This window comes from Rhodococcus sp. PAE-6 (assembly GCF_025290685.1).
GTDB classification, from domain to species: Bacteria; Actinomycetota; Actinomycetes; order Mycobacteriales; family Mycobacteriaceae; genus Rhodococcus; species Rhodococcus pyridinivorans.
In genome coordinates, this window is record NZ_JAOCLZ010000005.1 from 246,509 (window position 1) to 260,200 (window position 13,692).

Annotated in this window: 12 protein-coding genes, 1 pseudogene and 1 riboswitch; of the genes and pseudogenes, 8 read left to right on the plus strand and 5 right to left on the minus strand. The window is 66.5% G+C overall.

Annotation, left to right across the window (positions count from 1 at the left end):
• Positions 1–143 precede the first annotated feature (143 nt).
• From NVV99_RS13445 to NVV99_RS13455, 3 genes are read left to right on the plus strand one after another with little or no spacing between them, the layout of a single operon-like run.
• Positions 144–755: a hypothetical protein gene (locus NVV99_RS13445; RefSeq protein ID WP_242411702.1), complete on the plus strand. Its 612-nt coding sequence runs from the start codon at positions 144–146 to the stop codon at positions 753–755.
• Positions 752–1,783 (plus strand): isopenicillin N synthase family oxygenase, encoded by a 1,032-nt coding sequence (locus tag NVV99_RS13450; RefSeq protein ID WP_024103520.1) that lies wholly within the window; start codon positions 752–754, stop codon positions 1,781–1,783. Before NVV99_RS13445 ends, NVV99_RS13450 begins: the two co-directional genes overlap by 4 nt.
• Before the next feature lie 21 nt (positions 1,784–1,804).
• Positions 1,805–3,286, plus strand: a complete 1,482-nt coding sequence (locus NVV99_RS13455) for a sodium:solute symporter family protein (protein ID WP_024103521.1) — start codon at positions 1,805–1,807, stop codon at positions 3,284–3,286.
• A gap of 52 nt (positions 3,287–3,338) precedes the next feature.
• Here the strand turns inward: NVV99_RS13455 and NVV99_RS13460 are convergent, their stop codons facing one another.
• Together NVV99_RS13460 and NVV99_RS13465 are read right to left on the minus strand one after the other, a co-directional pair.
• The gene (locus tag NVV99_RS13460; RefSeq protein WP_024103522.1) at positions 3,339–4,235 is read right to left on the minus strand and encodes a type IV toxin-antitoxin system AbiEi family antitoxin domain-containing protein; all 897 of its coding nucleotides are present in this window, start codon (positions 4,233–4,235) and stop codon (positions 3,339–3,341) included.
• Positions 4,236–4,429: 194 nt separating this feature from the next.
• Positions 4,430–4,573: pseudogene (locus tag NVV99_RS13465) on the minus strand (hypothetical protein); the annotation flags it as partial.
• Positions 4,574–4,670: 97 nt separating this feature from the next.
• On the opposite strand from NVV99_RS13465, the gene NVV99_RS13470 reads away from it, so the two are divergent.
• Positions 4,671–5,018: an alpha/beta fold hydrolase gene (locus tag NVV99_RS13470; RefSeq protein ID WP_024103524.1), complete on the plus strand. Its 348-nt coding sequence runs from the start codon at positions 4,671–4,673 to the stop codon at positions 5,016–5,018.
• A 178-nt stretch (positions 5,019–5,196) separates the two neighbouring features.
• A complete protein-coding gene (locus tag NVV99_RS13475) occupies positions 5,197–6,117 on the plus strand; it encodes a phosphodiesterase (RefSeq protein ID WP_024103525.1) in 921 nt (306 codons plus the stop codon).
• On the opposite strand, the gene NVV99_RS13480 is transcribed toward NVV99_RS13475, so the two are convergent.
• Complete coding sequence (locus NVV99_RS13480) at positions 6,114–7,610, minus strand: stealth family protein (RefSeq protein WP_024103526.1); 1,497 nt, start codon at positions 7,608–7,610, stop codon at positions 6,114–6,116. The genes NVV99_RS13475 and NVV99_RS13480 overlap by 4 nt on opposite strands.
• A gap of 261 nt (positions 7,611–7,871) precedes the next feature.
• A riboswitch (TPP riboswitch) is annotated at positions 7,872–7,963 on the plus strand.
• A gap of 54 nt (positions 7,964–8,017) precedes the next feature.
• Between NVV99_RS13480 and NVV99_RS13485 the strand changes: the two genes are divergently transcribed.
• The gene (locus tag NVV99_RS13485) at positions 8,018–8,782 is read left to right on the plus strand and encodes a 3-oxoacyl-ACP reductase (RefSeq protein ID WP_024103527.1); all 765 of its coding nucleotides are present in this window, start codon (positions 8,018–8,020) and stop codon (positions 8,780–8,782) included.
• On the plus strand, positions 8,782–10,086 hold the full coding sequence (locus NVV99_RS13490) for an LLM class flavin-dependent oxidoreductase (protein ID WP_024103528.1): 1,305 nt from the start codon (positions 8,782–8,784) through the stop codon (positions 10,084–10,086). The genes NVV99_RS13485 and NVV99_RS13490 overlap by 1 nt, the downstream gene beginning before the upstream one ends.
• A 15-nt stretch (positions 10,087–10,101) precedes the next feature.
• Here the strand turns inward: NVV99_RS13490 and NVV99_RS13495 are convergent, their stop codons facing one another.
• Complete coding sequence (locus NVV99_RS13495) at positions 10,102–11,046, minus strand: type IV toxin-antitoxin system AbiEi family antitoxin domain-containing protein (RefSeq protein WP_024103529.1); 945 nt, start codon at positions 11,044–11,046, stop codon at positions 10,102–10,104.
• 133 nt (positions 11,047–11,179) lie between these two features.
• The gene (locus NVV99_RS13500) at positions 11,180–12,460 is read right to left on the minus strand and encodes a serine hydrolase (RefSeq protein ID WP_024103530.1); all 1,281 of its coding nucleotides are present in this window, start codon (positions 12,458–12,460) and stop codon (positions 11,180–11,182) included.
• Between the two features lie 180 nt (positions 12,461–12,640).
• Here NVV99_RS13500 and NVV99_RS13505 point away from each other — a divergent pair, with 180 nt between their 5' ends.
• The gene (locus NVV99_RS13505) at positions 12,641–13,687 is read left to right on the plus strand and encodes a zinc-dependent alcohol dehydrogenase family protein (RefSeq protein WP_024103531.1); all 1,047 of its coding nucleotides are present in this window, start codon (positions 12,641–12,643) and stop codon (positions 13,685–13,687) included.
• Positions 13,688–13,692: the final 5 nt, after the last annotated feature.

A 13,692-nucleotide genomic window follows, 5' to 3' on the forward strand; every position in this document is an offset into this window, starting at 1 on the left:
AACGGATCCGTCCGGTGGGAACCCGGTTCGAGCGAACACTGTTGGCTCGGCCGGGAGCAATCCCGGACACCACCACCCGCGTCACGTGGCTGCAGGGAGAGCGGTTGTACTGCGACCTGCGACGACCGGCGACACTGCCGACGGTGACGGCATCTACTCTCGCCGAGATGGAGATCGACGACCTGGTCGCTCTCGCGAGCCAGGACGGATTCGCCGGCCGACTGCTCGACAGCAGCAACCATGTCGAATGGGAACGGGCCGTGTCGTTCCATCCGCTCGGACCGACACCCGACGCCGGCACCCTGGAGGCCCTCGACGCCGACACCCTCGTCGAACACGGTGTGTTCGAGGAGTACACCGAGCACTGGCGCATCACGGATGTCTCGCCCGACATCGAGGAGTACCTACTCGAGGACGTCGAGACCGGAGCGACCGCAGTGCTCGTGCGGGTCGGAGAGTGCTTCGCATTCGGGCGGAGTCGCGATCATGCGATCGGATCCGAACCCCTCGTCGAACAGATCCTCGGCGCAGCGACGGTGTCGGATGCCCGAGCGTTGCTGGACTGCGAGATCGCGGTGGGTCGCATCGAAGACGGCCGGTGGACCATCTCCGCATCGACCCTCCCGTACCGAAGCGGGCGCAATCTCCACCCCGTCTTCGGTCACGAGATCCGCACCCGAGACACAGCATTCGACGGAACGTCCATCACCCGTCGGTGGCGCTCCGTCCACCCGACCCCGAGGAGTGACACATGACGTTCACGAGTATTCCCATCGTCGATGTGCATGCGCTGGTGTCCGGCGACGAACCCGGACGCGACGCCGTCGTCGCCGAACTCGGGCGCGCCGCGCGAGAAGTCGGCTTCGCGCAGATCGTCGGACACGGAGTCGACCCCATCCTCGTCGACGGATTGAAGGACGCGGCCGAACGCTTCTTCGCTCTTCCCGACGACGCGAAAATGGATGTGTACATTGGTAATTCCACCAACCACCGCGGCTACGTGCCGCCCGGTGAGGAAGTGTTCGCCGGAGCCACACCGGACCACAAGGAAGCATTCGACCTGTCGATCGACCTTCCGTCCGATCATCCCGAGTATCTCGCCGGCAACCCGCTGCTCGGCCCGAACCAGTGGCCCGACCTGCCGGACTTCGACAAGCCCGTGAATGCGTACTACGAATCCGTCTTCGCTCTGGGACGTGTGTTGTTGCGTGCCTTTGCCGAAGCACTCGGCGAGGCGGCGGATCGGTTCGACCGCTATGTGACCACGCCGCCTGCTCAGCTTCGAATGATCCACTATCCCTACGATCCCGACACCTCGGACCGTCCCGGCATCGGTGCCCACACCGACTACGAGGTGTTCACTCTTCTGCTCCCCACGGCACCGGGACTCGAGGTCCTCAACGCCGACGGCGACTGGATCGACGTGCCCTACCGCGAGGATGCCTTCGTCCTGAATATCGGTGACCTGCTGGAGATCTGGACCAACGGAGTATTTACAGCGACGTCACATCGGGTGCGTAAGGTTGCCGAGGAACGCTACTCGTTCCCCTTGTTCTTCAACGTCGATCACGACACCCGGGTCGACCCGCTGGAGAGGTTCGTCGACGCCGACGGACCGCGCTACGGCGGAGTCACTGCCGGCGAGCACCTGTTCGCCCAGACGGCCCAGAGCTTCACCTATCTCCGCAAGCGGCTCGCCGCGGGCGAGATCACCCTTCCCGACAATGCACGCCCCCTCTACTCGCTCGGACGCGAAGCCCAACGCAGCGCTCCTGCCGTCTGACCCTCTCCATACGGAGCAGCCATGATCATCACCGGTGTCGCCGTGTGCCTCGTCGTTCTCCTCGGGGCCGGCTTCTACTCCACCCGCAAGGTCCGCGGACAGGCCGGGAACTTTCTCCTCGCAGGTCGCTCGCTCGGTGCTCCTGTCCTTGCCGTCCTGCTCATGTCGCAGGTCATCGATTCCAACGCGACCCTCGGTTCCGCCGACCTCGCGGCCGGATTCGGATTCTGGGCGGGTGCGGCGATGCCGCTGGGTGTCGCATCGAGCGTGCTGCTCGTCGGACTGTTCTTCGCGAAGCGCCTACGCGCGACGGGCGTCGTGACCCTGCCCGAGTTCTTTGCACGCCGCTTCGGCCGCGGCACCGAGATCACCGCGTCCGTGCTCACGGTCGGCAGCTTCGGCATCCTCCTCGCCGGCAACCTCGTCGCCCTGGGCTACCTGCTCCAGTACTTTCTCGGCCTGAACTACACGGCGGCGGTGCTGGTGATCATCCCGTTCGTGCTCGCCTACACGGTGGCCGGCGGCATGTTCGCCAGCGTCTACACCGGCATGGTCCAGTTCGCGATCATGGCCGTCGGTATCGTCTCGCTCCTCGTGTGGACGGCCTTCGGACCCGGCTTCACCCACGGGGACGGCCTCGGCATCGGCGATCTCGGACAGCTCACCGATCCGGCGCAGGGGGCCGCGGTCAACTGGGCCACCATCATCGCTCTCGGTCTCGGCAACCTCGTCGCGATCGACCTGATGCAGCGCGTGTTCTCCGCCAAGTCCCCGATCGCTGCGCAGCGCGCCTGCTTCTCTGCGGCGACCGGCATTCTCGTCCTGTGTGTGCCGCTGTCCTTCGTGGCCCTTGCTGCCGTGTCGATCGTCGGTGACAGCGCAGCCGACGCCCCGATCCTCTACGTTCTGCTGGGCGAGTACACGCCGCAGTGGTTGTCGATCCTTGTGCTCTCCGGTCTGGTGACGGCTTCGCTGACCACGATCAGTGGTGTGCTGCTGTCCACCGCGACGGTTCTGGTGCGCAACGTCTTCCGCGTAGGCGGCGAGAACGCCGCGATGTCGTCGGACGTCATGAAGGCCACCCGCCTGCTCATGCTGCCGATGGCTGCCTTCGGTGCCCTCGTCGCGCTGCGGGTCCCGCAGACCGGCATCCTGCTCACCCTCACCTTCGACCTGCTGCTCGCCTCGCTGGTAGTGCCGTTCATCCTCGGACTGTTCTGGTCGCGCGGTGACGGTCGCGCTGTGGCTGCCGCAGCGATCGCCGGTATCACGGTGCGCGCCGGCTTCTTCGTCCTCACCCCGACGATCTACGGCGTCGACAACACCCTGCTGTACATCCCGAACTCTCTGGTCACCTCGAGCGTCGACGGCTGGACGACCTTCATCGGCTTCCTCGTCTCGCTGGTCGCGTACGTGACCGTGGCGCTGGTGCGCAGCCCGGTCCCCGCGATCACGGCTCCAGAGCCCGTCGTCGTCCCCGTGAAGCAGCCGGCCGCGGTGTAGTTCGCGCGCCGAACCGGGGTTCGCTACCGCAACACGCGGGGCGAACCCCGGTTCACCGCGTCAGCTTCGCAGCACGACGCGCAGCTTGCCGCAGTCTCTCCGCCACGACGTCGAACCGCTCGAGTTCCGCCCAGGTCCAGCGCACCACCTCGTAGCCAGCGTCGCGGATCGCGTCCTGCCGGAGCTTCTCGTCGAACACGTCGCGCGGAGCGGAATACTTGATCCGTCCGTCGAACTCTCCGACGATGCCGTTCTCCCAGAAGAAGTCGACGCGATAGCGTCGACCGTTTCCACCCACGATCTCGTACTGGAGGATCGGCCGCGGGAGTCCCGCCTCCGCAATACGTAGACGCGACAGCGACTCTCCTGCACTCTCGCTCCGACCGTCCAGGAACGGAACGACGGCGCGGGCCTTCGCGAGACCGTGCCTGTGTCCGGATCCGGCGAGCACCCGGAGCAAGTCTGCCGCGGCGTCCGGATACAGTCGCAGAGCCGAGTCACCCACGACGACGGCCTGATCTCTCGGCAACGTCCGGGCGAGGTCGACGACCGTCCGGGCGACCGATGTCACCGGCAGGCCGTCGAGGAGAACGACGTCGTCACCGACTTCGGTCGGGTGCACATGGATCTGCGACGTCATCCGCCCGTGCCGGTGCGGTGGCCTGGAGACGTGTACGTGTTCGAGCGAGGCCTTCCACAGATCCAGCCCATGAAGGGACGCCGCAGAGACGTGGCTCAGGACCGTTCCTGCGGAGAGTTGCCGACCGAGATGCCGTGCCCGGACCCGGTGCACCCCGACCTCGCCGAGCGCCTCGACGTCCGATCGGTGCAAGAACATACCGCGTCCGAGGCGGACGAGGTCTCCGGCCCTGGTTGCTCTGCGGATGTCGTTGTCGGACATGCCGGATTCCGTCAGTGTCGCGGTCGTGAGTATAGGTGGATCGCCCATGAGTCGATCGTCGCAGCCCGTGCGGGTGCCGAAGCGCCGCAGAAAGGCCACAGGCGCATTCTGTGGATGAATACTTCCGCTGTGGAGAACCCGTGCCCTACAGCAGTTCGCCCGCCGAACCGTACTTCGCCCGTGCTATAGGCGGGGTGAAGTACGGTTCGGCGGGCGAGGTTCTGCCGAGTATCCGTGTTCGCTCACGATGCGCGAATCGGCGAAGCCACCCCGACCGACGTCTCCCAGAACCGCGCATAGCGGCCGCCGCGACGGACCAGCTCGTCGTGGGTTCCCTGCTCGACGATCCGTCCCCGGTCCAGGAACACGATCCGGTCGGCGTGGCTGCTCCGGTCACCACGCACATCGTTCACAGAATCCGACGAGGGGCGCGCCTTCTACGCCGCGTACGACGCGCTCCTCGCGAAATGGCCACGCGGCACCGTGATCCACGATCTCGACTCCCGTTTCGGCACCACCCGCGTCACCGAGTGCGGCCCGCCCGGCGCACCGCCGGTCCTGCTTCTTCCGGGCGCCGGCGCTACGTCGATGGTCTGGTTCGCCAACGCCGCGGCGCTGGGGGAGGCTCACCGCCTACTGGCCGTCGACATCATCGGCGACGTCGGACGCAGCGTCGCCGACGGTGATCCCGTACGCAACGTCGACGATCTGCTCGGATGGCACCCTCACCGCCGGTACCCCTCACCCCCTGCCGATGTACCCGAGCGACGAGGTCGACGTCGTGCTGCGGGATGCACTGGGTGGCGGTGCATCCGCCGAGCTGGATTGTGACCCAGATCACCAGTGAATGTTCGATTGTCCGTTTCCGCAGGTCACCGCGCAGTAACGAGGTGTTCGCCGGAGGTTCGGGGTCTCGATGTGATCCAGAAGCCATGGAGTCGTAGAAACACACTCGCTACCGTTGATGGCGATCGAGTGCCCCGAAACGGGCGAATGGAAGTGAGAGATCATGGGCAGTTCTCCAGCCCCTGAGCGAATAGCCGAATATCCCAGACCTTCGCACACCCTCCTTCATCTCACCGATACACACCTCGTCGGTGGAGACGAACTCCTCTACGGCACCGTCGACGCCGACACCCGCCTCGGACTGATTCTCGAGGACATCCGTGCGTCGCAGGTCCGTCCCGATGCCCTGGTGTTCACCGGCGACCTCGCCGACCGCGGCCAGCCCGACGCCTATCGCAAGCTCCGCGGTCTCGTCGAACCGCTGGCAGCAGCGCTCGGTGCCGACATCGTCTGGGCGATGGGTAATCACGACGACCGCGCGACCTTCCGTGAGGAGCTCCTCGATGAAGATCCCGTGGGTGCACCCATCGACGAAGTCCACATGGTCGGCGGACTGCGGATCATCACGCTCGACACCTCGGTTCCGGGCCATCACCACGGCGAAGTCTCCGCCGAGCAGCTCGCCTGGCTGGCCGACGAACTCTCGACACCCGCCCCGTTCGGTACCGTTCTCGCACTGCATCATCCGCCGGTACCGAGCGTGTTCGACATGGCTGTCCTCGTCGAATTGCGCGACCAAGCGGGCCTCGCCGAAGTACTGCGTGGCACCGATGTGCGCGCCATCCTCGGCGGTCATCTGCACTACTCGACCTCGGCCACCTTCGCAGGCATCCCGGTGTCCGTCGCCTCGTCGACCTGCTACACGCAGGACCTGAACGTCCCGGTCGGCTCGCAGCGCGGGCACGACGGCGCGCAGGGCTTCAACCTCGTGCACGTCTATCCCGACACCATCGTGCACTCCGTGGTGCCCAGCGGAAGCTACGCCACCGCCGGGCAACCCCACACGGCCGAGGACGCGGCGCGGCGCCTGGCCGAAGCCGGCATCCGCATCCCCGAGAACCCCGACCTCACCGTTCGCGTCTAGCCGACGTCCGGTCGGCCCGGGTAGTCGGTCTCCCAGGGCGCCGGAATCGGGTAGTACCGCTCCAGGAACTGCGTGACCTTCGCGGTGCGCAACTCCAGATCGACCTCGGGTGTGCTGCCGTCGTTGAGGCAGAACAGGTCGAGATTGCGACGCGCCAGGATCGTGTCCAGATGTCGCAGACCGGACTTCACGGTGGTGTCGACGTACTCCACCTTCGCCGTGGTCTGCTGCACCGCGCGGCCGGTCAGCAGCGTGTAGTAGTGATAGAAGGAGTTCGTCACCGAGATGTTGTCGGCCGCCCGGAACGGGCTTGCCGCGGTCGCAGCGAACTCGTCCGCGAACTCGCGCTCCATCTCTGCCATGATCGACCTGCGCAACGGGACCGGTGTGTGCTCGAGGTGCCGAGTGATGGTGACCCCGAAGCGGTCCTGCAGGAGCTTGCGGTTCATGCGCGCGGAGTTCTCGAATCCGCTGCGCGACGCGTTGTTTCGCCCGAGGCCGATCCGCACATCGCACTCGATGAACTTGCCGACGCCCCCGCCCGAGAAGAACAGGCTCGGGCTCACCCGGCGACCGAAGAACATGTCGTCGTTCGAGTACAGGAAATGCTCGGACAGTCCCGGGATGTGATGCAGCTGCGACTCGACCGCCATCGAGTTGTAGGTGGGCAGCGCCGACGGATCGGTGAAGAACTCCTCGCTCCGCACGAAGGTCACGCGCGGATCGTCGGCGAGCCACGCCGGTCGCGGCGAGTCGGTGGCGACGAAGATCCGCCGCACCCACGGCGCGTACATGTGGACCGAACGCAGGGCGTACTTCAGTTCGTTGATCTGCCGATAGCGCGCCGGCGAGTCGTCACCTTCGCCGACGACATAGTTCTGCATCAGCTTCGCGCGCTTGGCCTGGAACGACTTCGACGACCCGTCGACCCACGAGAACACGAGGTCGATTTCGAACGGAATGTCGCCCGGATGGCGGTCGAACATGCCTTCGATCGTGGGCCACAACTGTCCGTACCGCTCGACCGTCGTCCGGCGCATCTCGTCGCGCAGGGCGATCGTGCGGGTGAGAGCGTTCGGACGAGGCATGATCACCTCGTCGTCGGTGTAGGTCCACAGCTCGATGTCCACACCGTTCGAGGCGCCGTACCGCAACCCGCTGGTCAGCTCGACCCGCGGGCGGAACAGCCGGAACACCCGGTCCTTCCTGTCGCGCGAGAGCCGACCGTCTGCCACCGGGACGGGACGCCGCTTCGAACCGACGGCCTTCGAGTAGAAGGGCTCGTCGGCACACCCCTCGACGAGAGCGGCGCGCAGCCGCTTCCGGTCGGCGCGGTCGATCGCGAGGATCGGACGGTCGCTGTCGTCGCGCACGAGCAGGTAGTCGATGTGCGCCCGGTCGAGCACGCGGCGCAGGAACAGCACGTCCTCGATCCGAGCCTCATCGGGCGTGGTGGTGGTGATCGGGATGGCGTAGCGATCCTCGAACCACACCACTTCCTCGTGCCTCGCGGGGCCGCGGACGGTGGCGCGGCCGAGCGGCGGAGCGTCTCCGACCTGCTGGGAAACGGAGACGTAGGGAGCGTTGTGGGGGGCCGGCGTGTGCGTCGGAATCTCCTTTCACGAGTCGGGACGGGAACGCTCATTTTAACTCCGATCTGAGCTAAGTTCCCGGGTCGGTGATGTGACGATCCGATGAATGCCGACGCCGACGGTCTCGACGGGGTCGAGATCCCGAGGTGTAACCTGTGCGCAGGACTCGACACGGGGTGCCGGACACGGCTGAGAGAACACCCGTCGAACCTGATCTCGATTATGCGAGCGAAGGGATGCCGAGCCGGCGCCAGGCCTGAGGTCTGTCGCCCTCACGCACCCTTCCCCACACAGGGAAGGCACAGAAGATGTCATTGCAGAACCAGGTCGTCCTCGTCACCGGTGCCGGGCGCGGCCTCGGCCACAGAATCGCGCAGGCGTTCGCCGACGAAGGAGCCGCCGTCGTCCTCGATTACCGGCGCAGCGGCGAGGGCGCTCACGAACTGGCCGACAAGATCGGACCCGAGCGGGCCGTCGCTCTGAAGGCCGATGTCACCGACCGCGCCGAGGTCGAAGCGCTGTTCGCGCGGGCCCGCGAGCACTTCGGACGTCCCGTCACCACGGTCGTCAACAACGCCCTGCCCGACTTCTCCTTCAACGGCGACGCCCGGCCCAAGGCCGACGAGATCGGATACGACCGGTTCGGAGCCCAGTTCGACGGCGTCGTCGGCGGCGCGGTCAACATCATCCAGGCAGCGCTGCCGGGCATGCGCGAGGCCGGTGGCGGCAGCATCGTCAACATCGGCACCAATCTGTTCCAGCATCCGGTGGTCCCGTACCACGACTACACCGCCGCGAAGGCCGCGCTGCTGTCGCTGACCCGCACCTTCGCCGCCGACCTCGGCCCCGACGGGATCCGCGTCAACATGGTCTCCGGCGGTCTGCTGCGCACGACCGACGCATCGTCGGCGACCCCCGAAGCGGTGTTCGACCTCATCGCGTCGTCGACGCCGCTGCGGAAGGTCACCACCCCCGAGGATTTCTCGGCCGCGGTGCTGTTCTTCGCCTCCGACTGGTCGCGGGCCGTCACCGGGCAGAACCTGGTGGTCGACGGGGGACTGGTGATGAACTGATGACCGGACCACGCACCCTCCACCTCAACGCCTTCCTCTACGGCGTCGGGCACCACTCGTCGGCATGGCGGCATCCCGACTCCGCGGCCGAACGCATCGGCGACATCACGTATTTCGAGGAACTCGCACGCACCGCCGAACGCGGATGTCTCGACGCGGTGTTCTTCGCGGACGGTCACAGCGTCAACCCGAAGTACACAGCGGGCACCACCTGGTTCCTCGAACCGCTCACCGCACTGGCGGCCATGGCGCGCGCGACCGAGCACATCGGTCTGGTCACCACCGTTTCTGCGAGTTTCTTCACGCCCTTCCACGCGGCACGGATGCTGGCCTCGCTCGACCACATCAGCGGGGGACGGGTGGGCGCGAACATCGTCACCTCGATGTTCGACGAGGAAGCCCGCAACCACGGATTCGACTCCCTGCCACCGCACGCCGAACGGTACGCGCGGGCCGAGGAGTTCATCGAGGTGCTCTGTGCGCTGTGGGATTCCTGGGATGACGGCGGTGTTCTCGTCGACCGGTCGGGTGGCAGGTTCCTCGACTCCGACGCGATTCGTCCGATCCATCACCGGGGCAAGCACTTCCGTGTCGACGGTCCGCTGACCGTGCCCCGGTGCCCGCAGGGCCGTCCGGTGCTGTTCCAGGCAGGCGCGTCGGAGACCGGACGCAACCTCGCGGCCCGCCACGCCGAGGCCGTCTACTCCGTCGCGTGGGACATCACTGCGGCGCTCGAGTACGCCACCGACCTGCGCGCGCGGATCGCCGCGGCCGGCAGGGATCCCGGTACGGTCGCCATCCTGCCCGGGCTCGTCACCTACGTCGGTCGCAGCGAGGAGGAGGCGTGGGCGAAGAAGGCGGAACTCGATGCGCTCCTCGACGTAGATGCTGCCATCACCCAGCTCGGCGTGTTCACGGGTCAGGACTACACCGGCCACGACCTCGACGCCCCCGTCGCCGACCTGCCACCCATCGAGGAGTTCAGCGGGCCGCAGGGTCGATACGCGACGGTGCAGCGCATCATCGAGACCCGCCGTCCCACCCTGCGCGAACTGCTCGGATACCTTGCCGCGGGTGGTGGTCACGCGACGATGATCGGTACTCCCGAGACCGTCGCCGACAGCATCGAGGAATGGTTCAGCGCGGGTGCCTGCGACGGCTTCAATCTGATGTGCCCCGCCTATCCGGATTCCCTCGACGACTTCGTCGACCTCGTCGTCCCGGAACTGCAGCGTCGCGGCCTGTTCCGGACCGAATATCCCGGCTCGACCCTGCGCGACTCGCTCGGTCTGAAGACGGTATAGCGGAGCGCGAAGCGGTCATCGGAGCGGGTTGTAGCGCGCGCCGATGACCGTTTCGCGCTCCAGAGCAGCCCGACGTGCCTGCTGCCGACGACGTGCGCGCTCGAACCGATCGACGACGACGTGGAATCGCGACAGCTCCGCCCAGTTCCAGCGGATCACCTCCAGCCCGAGATCCCGTAGCGCATCCTCGCGCTCCTTCTCAGCGAGCAGATCGTGGCGCTCGGTGTACTTTCCAGAACCGTCGAACTCGCCGACGATGCCGAGTTCGCGCCACAAGAAGTCCACGCGGTACCGGCGTCCGTCACGAACGACGATCTCGTGCTGCAGGTCGGGCATCGGTAGACCCGCCTCGATCATGTGCAGCCGCGACAGCGACTCCCCGACACTCTCGCTCCGGCCGTCGACGAGGCGCGCGACCGACTCCGCCGCGACGATCCCGGTCCTACCTCGACATGCAGCAAGGATCCGGGGCAGGTCGAGATGCGCCGTCGGATCCGCACGCAACGCCGAATCGCCGATGACGAGAGCACGCGGACGCGACAGCGTGCGCGCGACGTCGACGACGGTACGAGCGAGCGACGTGACGCGCAGACCGTCCACGTCGACGACGTCGCCGTCCAGGTCGGAGGTGTGGATGTGCAGGTCGTCGCTCACCCGGCAGCTGCGCGTCGGTGGGCGCGTGACGTGGATCCGTCTCAGCGGCGCGTCCCACACGTCGAGGCCGTGGACGACCGCGGCCGTCACATGACTGAGCGCCTCGTCGGCGTCGAAGCGGGAGCCGACGAGGCGTGCCCGGGCGAGGTGAACTCCCACGGGGCCGAGGGCGTCGACGTCCTCTCGTGTCATGTACGTGCCGCGAGCGATCCTGACGAGCCCGCCGTGCCGGAGCCGTGTGCGCACCGCACGATCCGATATGCCGGCCTCGGCGAGCATCGCCCTCGTCCACACCTGTCGGGTCATGGACCCGATCTTCGGGCACGGCCGGACCCGATCCGGGGCCGTCGCACTCCGATCGCCTCGGTCTGTGGAGAACACGAATGCCTGTGGACAACCACGTGACCCGGCCGTGCCTGCCCACCGGACGCCGGTACGATCAGCCTCCCGGCGTCGGCGCGGGAGTGCTTTCCTCCGCTCCGGGAGCGCGTGCCGGATCGCTCGGCGCCTGATAATCGGAGCCGTAGAAGATCGGCAGGATGCCCTTGACGAGGGTCAGCGCCGAACCTTCACCCGAGGGCACCGTCGACAGATTCGTGGCGATGACGATCGTCAGGTCGGTGTCGGGGTCGTGTCCCATGAAGGTCATGAAGCCGGGAAGCTGACCGTCGTGCCCGAGCAGGGGACCGAACTGCGCCATGCCGAGTCCGTATCCGGCGGTTCCCCCGCCCACCGACTGCACGCTGTCGAGCCGGGTATTCTGCATCTGCTCATCGAGCAGACCGCCGCCGACCAGTGCCTTCACATAGGTGGTCATGTCGTCGACGGTGGAGATCGCGGCGCCCGCGGTCCACGCCCAGGAGGGATTGTCGTCGGTCACGTCATTCGGCTTCAGTGTTCCGGCGAGCGCTGCGGCCTGCTGGTCGTCCGGCAACTCGAAGGTATCGATGGTGGAGACGTTGGTGCCGAACATGTAGCCCCGCGGATGCGGATCCGGGATCGAGGGATCCTCGATCGCCGGGAGCGAGGTGTTCGCCAATCCGAGCGGAGCGAAGATCCGCTCGTCGAACGCCTCGGCGACCGGCATGCCGGTCAGTTCCTCCACGACGAGTCCGAGGAGCACCGTATTGGTGTTGCTGTATTCGAACTGTTCGCCGGGCGAGAAGTTCACCGGCCGGGCAAACGCGATCTGCAGCAGTTCCTCCTGCGTCCACACCTTCTCGGGTTCGCGGTCGAGTGTCGCGTTGAACTCCGGGTCGAAAGTGTAGCTGTACAGGCCGCTCCGCATCTCGGCGAGCTGCGCGAGGGTGATGGTGTCGCCGTTCGGGACACCGTCGATGTACTTAGATATCGGGTCGTCGAGCGACAGGCGACCTTCCTGCACCAGCTGCAGGATGGCGGTGACCGTCATCGTCTTCGTGTTGCTCCCGATCCGGAAATGATCGTCGGCGGAGATCGGATCGTCGGTGTCGAGGGCGGACGTGCCGAACGTGCCGGTCCAGTCGCCGCGGTCGGGGGAGCTGATCTGGACCACCGCGCCGGGAATGGCGTTGTCGCGCATCAACTGCTCGACGGTCGATTCCAGCTCGGCCACGTACTCGGGCTGAGCTTGATCGGAGGAGGTCGGCGACGGTGTGGATTCGGGCTCGGTGGTATCGGAACTGCACGCCGAAGCGGCCAGTACGACCACAGCCACGAGTGAGGTTGCGAGTGTCTTCATCGATCGTCTGCTTTCGGGATCGGTGGTCCCCGAAAGAGCAGGGGACTCTGTGGTGGTGTCACGAATCCGGACATGTCCCGCTGTCGAGGTGAATTTTTCACCCCCTCCGAACGATTCCGATCGCAGTGTCCCTCATGTCATCCTTGGAACAGGGCCGAATCCGTGTACGGGGGTCAGATCATGAAGGCACTGGTGTTCCACGGGCCGGGGAAGCGATCCTGGGAGGACGTTCCCGACGCAACCATCCAGGACAGTACGGACGCGGTGGTGCGGGTCGACGCGGTCACCATCTGCGGCACCGACCTGCACATCCTCGGAGGGGATGTGCCCGAGGTGACCGACGGCCGGATCCTCGGCCACGAGGCTGTCGGCACCGTGGTCGAGGTGGGAGACGGAGTGCAGACACTCGCTCCCGGCGACCGAGTGCTCGTCTCGTGTATCACCGCGTGCGGTACGTGCCGCTTCTGTCGCGAGAGCCGATACGGGCAGTGCCTCGGCGGTGGCGGCTGGATCCTCGGGCACCTGATCGACGGCACCCAGGCCGAACTGGTCCGAGTTCCGTACGCCGACAATTCGACCCACCGCATTCCCGACGGCGTGAGCGACGAACAGATGCTCATGCTCGCCGACATCCTGCCCACCTCCTACGAGGTCGGCGTCCTCAACGGCCGTCTCCGGCCGGCGGACGTCGTCGTCATCATCGGAGCCGGCCCCATCGGGCTCGCTGCGATCCTCGCCGCACGACTGTTCAGTCCGAGCCGCATCGTCGCCGTCGACCTCGCCGACAGCCGGCTCGAAGCGGCGAAGGCATTCGGGGCGAACATCGTGGTCAACAGCGGTCGCGACGACGTCGCGACGGTCGTTCGCGATCTCACTGGAGGTCTCGGCGCAGACGTCACGATGGAGGCCGTCGGCTATCCGGAGACGTTCGAACAGGCGGTCGCGCTCGCTCGGCCGTGCGGACACGTCGCGAACATCGGCGTGCACGGCAAACCTGCGACCCTGCACCTCGAGGACATCTGGATCAAGAACCTGACGATCACCACCGGCCTGGTCGACACCTACTCGACGCCCACACTGATCGGTCTCGTGAGCAGTAGTCAGCTCGACACGTCGCCGATGATCACGCACCGGTTCGCGCTCGACGAGTTCGAACAGGCCTACGACGTGTTCTCTCGCGCCGGCGAAACCGGTGCGTTGAAGGTGCTCCTCACCGCCGGTTCGTGACCGGC

What these genes read in the sequence shown, in the direction of transcription:
- NVV99_RS13450 (WP_024103520.1), top strand. Translation starts at nt 752, where the DNA reads ATGACGTTCACGAGTATTCCCATCGTCGATGTGCATGCGCTGGTGTCC.
- NVV99_RS13455 (WP_024103521.1), top strand. Translation starts at nt 1,805, where the DNA reads ATGATCATCACCGGTGTCGCCGTGTGCCTCGTCGTTCTCCTCGGGGCC.
- NVV99_RS13460 (WP_024103522.1), bottom strand. Translation starts at nt 4,235, where the DNA reads ATGGGCGATCCACCTATACTCACGACCGCGACACTGACGGAATCCGGC.
- NVV99_RS13475 (WP_024103525.1), top strand. Translation starts at nt 5,197, where the DNA reads ATGGGCAGTTCTCCAGCCCCTGAGCGAATAGCCGAATATCCCAGACCT.
- NVV99_RS13485 (WP_024103527.1), top strand. Translation starts at nt 8,018, where the DNA reads ATGTCATTGCAGAACCAGGTCGTCCTCGTCACCGGTGCCGGGCGCGGC.
- NVV99_RS13490 (WP_024103528.1), top strand. Translation starts at nt 8,782, where the DNA reads ATGACCGGACCACGCACCCTCCACCTCAACGCCTTCCTCTACGGCGTC.
- NVV99_RS13495 (WP_024103529.1), bottom strand. Translation starts at nt 11,046, where the DNA reads ATGACCCGACAGGTGTGGACGAGGGCGATGCTCGCCGAGGCCGGCATA.
- NVV99_RS13500 (WP_024103530.1), bottom strand. Translation starts at nt 12,460, where the DNA reads ATGAAGACACTCGCAACCTCACTCGTGGCTGTGGTCGTACTGGCCGCT.
- NVV99_RS13505 (WP_024103531.1), top strand. Translation starts at nt 12,641, where the DNA reads ATGAAGGCACTGGTGTTCCACGGGCCGGGGAAGCGATCCTGGGAGGAC.